General features: G+C 64.7%; 6 protein-coding genes. All 6 read left to right on the forward strand.

From position 1 onward, the window contains the following. Positions 1-562, forward strand: a 562-nt coding sequence (locus WBV42_RS14610) for an MOFRL family protein (RefSeq protein ID WP_423986683.1), incomplete at its 5' end; no start/stop codon positions are given. Beyond that, positions 559-1368 (forward strand): sugar phosphate isomerase/epimerase family protein, encoded by an 810-nt coding sequence (locus tag WBV42_RS14615; RefSeq protein WP_423986684.1) that lies wholly within the window; start codon positions 559-561, stop codon positions 1366-1368. The genes WBV42_RS14610 and WBV42_RS14615, both read left to right, overlap by 4 nt. 23 nt (positions 1369-1391) lie before the next feature. After that, positions 1392-2411, forward strand: coding sequence for an NAD(P)-dependent oxidoreductase (locus WBV42_RS14620; RefSeq protein WP_423986685.1), 1020 nt, complete (start codon positions 1392-1394; stop codon positions 2409-2411). A gap of 59 nt (positions 2412-2470) precedes the next feature. Further along, positions 2471-3664, forward strand: a complete 1194-nt coding sequence (locus WBV42_RS14625) for an AGE family epimerase/isomerase (protein WP_423986686.1) — start codon at positions 2471-2473, stop codon at positions 3662-3664. 65 nt (positions 3665-3729) lie between these two features. Then, positions 3730-3954 carry a hypothetical protein gene (locus WBV42_RS14630; protein WP_423986687.1) on the forward strand — a complete coding sequence of 75 codons (225 nt, stop codon included), beginning with the start codon at positions 3730-3732 and terminating at the stop codon, positions 3952-3954. Positions 3955-3999: 45 nt separating this feature from the next. Next, positions 4000-4137, forward strand: coding sequence for a hypothetical protein (locus tag WBV42_RS14635; protein WP_423986688.1), 138 nt, complete (start codon positions 4000-4002; stop codon positions 4135-4137). Positions 4138-4209 lie beyond the last annotated feature (72 nt).

The following is a 4209-nucleotide window of genomic DNA, read 5'->3' on the forward strand; positions in this document are numbered from 1 at the left end:
TTCTGGGGTCGAGAACGTGACGAACTTCGTCCTCGCGGACAACTGGACGGCCATCGACGCGGCCGCGGAGCGGGCGCGGGAGATGGCGTATTCGACGCTCGTCCTCTCCTCGCGGATCGGCGGCGAAGCCGCCGAGGTCGGCCGCACCCACGCCGCCATCGGCGTCGAGAGTGCGGCGACCAGCAACCCGGTCGAGCCACCCGCCGTGATCCTTTCAGGAGGTGAGACGACCGTCACCGTGGACGGTGACGGCGTCGGGGGGCCGAATCAGGAATTCGCACTCGGCGCGACGCGCGAACTCCAGGGGTCCGAAATCGTCGTCGCGGGCGTCGACACCGACGGGTTGGACGGAAGCACTGACGCCGCAGGCGCGCTCGTGGACGGCGAAACCGTCCCGCCCGAGGACCGCGCCGCGGCGCGGGCGGCACTGCGAGACCACGACACGTATCCGTTTTTAGACGAGCGGGACGCGCTGATCGAAACCGGCGAGACGGGAACCAACGTCAACGACCTGCGGGTCGTGGTCGTCGGGGGAACGGACGAGGAGAATTCATCCAAATGAATCACAGGTACGGACTAAATCAGGCCGGATTTCCGGCGTCGGAGATCGAAACGACGTGTGAAATCCTCGCGGACGCGGGGTATGACGGCGTCGAACCCAACTATCGAGAGGGTGGGTTGCTGACGACGGCGGACGGCCGCGAACGCGTTCGGGAGGCCGCCGACGGGAACGGACTCGCCGTTCCGGCCGTCTCCACGACGCTCCACTGGGAGTACCCGCTGTCGAGCGACGACGACGAGAAACAAGGTCGAGGAATCGACATCGCGTGCGAGATGGTGGACGCGGCGGCGACCCTCGGCGCGGACGAGGTTCTGATCGTCCCGGCACGCATCTTCCCCGGCGCTGACTACGACGCCGACTACCGACGGGCGGTCGAATCCGTCCGCGAAATCACGGGATACGCGGCGGATGCCGGGGTCGGCGTCGCCGTCGAAAACGTCCAAAACGACTTCCTGTACTCGCCCCGCGAGTTCGTCGAGTTCCTCGAAGCCGTCGAGGATTCCGGGCCGATTTCGGCGTACTTCGACGTAGGCAACGGCTTCCGCTGGGGGCTACCGGACCGCTGGATTCGGGGACTCGGCGACTGGATTTCGAAGGTGCACGTCAAGGACTGGCTGACGGACGCCCACCGACCGACGTACCTGTTGCAGGGCGACATCGACTGGGGCAGCGTCGTCACCGCGCTCTCCGACGTCGGCTACGACGGCTGGATTTCCGCCGAGATTCCGCCCTACAACACCGCGCCGCACCGGATGCCGCCCGACGAACTCGACACCATGCAGTATCTGTTCGAACCGAGCGACTGAAAACCATAATTCAAAAATCAATCATGACACGCACGATCGTCGTAGACCCGCTGTTCGAGGACGTCTGGCCGCTCGCGGCCGACCACCTGCACCAGCTTTGGACCGAATCCGGGGAGGAAGTCGAGTTCGTTCGACTCCCCGAGGAGAGAGAAACCGGCCTCGCGGCGGCCGTTTCCTCGCCCGAATCCGTCGAAAAACTCGTCTCGCTCGGCGTACTGGCCTCCGAGGACGACCTCGCCGAATTCACGAACCTGCGGGAGGCGTTCGTGATGACCGACTCGATGTACAACGCCGACGAGGAACTCTCGGAGTACCTCACCGACCGCGGCGTGACGGTTCACGATCACACGAACGAGGGCTTCTGGAGCGAATCCGTGTCCGAGTTCGGCCTCGGACTCACCATCGACGCGCTTCGCCAAATTCCGCAGAAACACGCGGCGATGGCGGAGAGCCACGAACCGTGGGACATGGACCAACTGGACAACGAAATCCCCGGTGCGCGGGGACACCAGTTCGCCGACGACCCGAACTACGTGAGCGGAACGGTCGCGCGAAAGCGCGTTCGCGTCGCCGGAATCGGCAACATCGGGAGTCGCTACGCGGCGGCGACGGACCACCTCGGCGCGGACGTGGCCGCCTACGACCCGTTCGCGGACGAACCCTGTTTCCACAGCACCGGCGCACGGCAGGTGTACAGCATGGAGGAACTCGTAAGCGACGCCGAAATCTTCGCGCCGACGATTCCGCTGACTCCCGCGACGAAGGGCGTCATCACCGCCGAGCACATCCACGAACTTCCCGAGGGGTCGATCCTCGTGCTCATCACGCGGGCCGGAATCTGCGACATGGACGCCGTCCGGGAGCGCGTGCTCGCCGACGAAATCGTCCTCGCCGCCGACGTGTGGGACGAGGAACCGCTCCCCCTCGATGATCCACTGCTCGACCGCCACAACGTCGTGCACACGCCCCACATCGCGGGTCGGACCCGCGACGCGAACGAGCGCTGGGCCGAACACCTCGACGCGCATTTCGGTTCGGCCTAGCGAAAGCAAAAAGCCAATTCCCCGCCCTCGAAACAAAGAGACAGTCCGAACCACGAACCATGGCAACGCATACTACGTTTCACGATACACAGCGGCTCAGACAGGAGATACTCCGCGTCCTGGACTTCTACTATCCCGACTGCATCGACACCCGCTACGGTGGATACATCGCCCAACTGGACGAGCGAGACGGGTTCGTCTACGACGGCCACACGAAACACCTCGTCGCCACCGCGCGCGCGGTTCACAATTTCAGCGTCGGCGCGCTCCTCGACGGACCGGTCTGGTGCCGGACGGCGGCCGAACACGGACTCTCCTTCCTCTCGAATCACCAGTGGGACGCCGGGAACGGGGGGTACGATTGGCTCCTCGAAGGCCGGGAAACGGTGGACGACACGCGGTTCTGCTACGGTCACGCGTTCGTCGTCCTCGCCAGCGCGCGGGCGCTCGAAGCCGGAATCCCGGGCGCGGAAGCCGAACTCGAACGGGCCGTCGAAACCATCGACCGGCACTTCTGGGAACCCGAACACGGGATGTACGCCGACCGTGCCGACGGGAAGTGGAACGAAGTCGTCCCGTACCGCGGGTTGAACGCGAACATGCACACCTGCGAGGCGATGCTCGTGGCCCACGAGGTCACCGGGAACCCTGACTACCTCGACCGAGCATACTCCATCGCGGAGGGGATCGTCCGCGACCTCGCGGCCGAAACGGACGGCAAGTTGTGGGAACACTACGATTCGAACTGGGCACACGACATGGCCTACAACGAGGACCAACCGCGCCACCAATTCCGCCCGTGGGGCTACCAACCGGGCCACCATCTCGAGTGGTCGAAGCTCCTCTCGCATCTCGCCGAGTTCAGGGACGAGGACTGGGTTCGGACCTCGGCGCGCGACCTGTTCGACCACGCGGTCGAGATGGGGTGGGACGACGAGAACGGCGGGTTCTACTACACCGTGGAGGCGGACGGAACGCCCGTCGTCGCGGACAAGTACGGCTGGGCGGTCACGGAGGGAATCGGGGCGGCGGCCCGCCTCGGAGGGACCGACGACGAGTATCTGGATTGGTACGACCGACTGTGGGAGTACGCCCGGGAGAACTTCGTCAACCCCAAACACGGCAACTGGTTCGAGCGACTGAACCGGACGAACGACCGCGACGACCCGAACCGCGGCGTCGCGGTCGAACCGGGCTACCACCCCATCAGCAACATGTTCGCCGCGATAGACGTTGTGAGTCGTTCAGGTTAGTTTAACCTCGTTTTCGCTACCGACGCGCGAGTGGGTTTATCATGTTGGATGACTACTAGGAACGTATGCGTTCCATTCGCCTCACACGTGCGTTGAGTCGTGCTCGTCACGCCGCCATCGGTGCCGCCATCGGCGGCGCTATCGGCGGCTTCATCAGCAAAAACGCGGCAAGTACCGGCGGCGCACTCGGTGCCTTCGCCGGTGCGATGATCGGAGAGACGCGGGTAACCGCTCGCTCGCGCATCGATCAGGTCAAAGAACGGAGGAACCTGGAACAGGCGGAACAGTAACGGCCAGTCCCAAACGGTTTCCCCCGGACGCCCGAACGAGTTCGTATGGGCCGGGAAGACGACGTCACGCTGTCGGTCGCGGAGTTCGTGGACTACTGTGAGACGCAGGCAGGGTTGCTGATGGGGAACGTCGAAACGTTGACGACGGAAGCCGACGCGTTGCTGGACGACATCGACGACTGAGTGTCGGAGGTGCGCGCTCGGTTGGAAGACAGCCCCGAGGACGTCGAAACGGCGGAGCACCCGCTATCGACG

It is taken from the genome of Haladaptatus sp. (assembly GCF_049589095.1).
GTDB lineage: Archaea > Halobacteriota > Halobacteria > Halobacteriales > Haladaptataceae > Haladaptatus.

What these genes read in the sequence shown, in the direction of transcription:
- WBV42_RS14615 (WP_423986684.1), top strand. Translation starts at nt 559, where the DNA reads ATGAATCACAGGTACGGACTAAATCAGGCCGGATTTCCGGCGTCGGAG.
- WBV42_RS14620 (WP_423986685.1), top strand. Translation starts at nt 1,392, where the DNA reads ATGACACGCACGATCGTCGTAGACCCGCTGTTCGAGGACGTCTGGCCG.
- WBV42_RS14625 (WP_423986686.1), top strand. Translation starts at nt 2,471, where the DNA reads ATGGCAACGCATACTACGTTTCACGATACACAGCGGCTCAGACAGGAG.
- WBV42_RS14630 (WP_423986687.1), top strand. Translation starts at nt 3,730, where the DNA reads ATGCGTTCCATTCGCCTCACACGTGCGTTGAGTCGTGCTCGTCACGCC.
- WBV42_RS14635 (WP_423986688.1), top strand. Translation starts at nt 4,000, where the DNA reads ATGGGCCGGGAAGACGACGTCACGCTGTCGGTCGCGGAGTTCGTGGAC.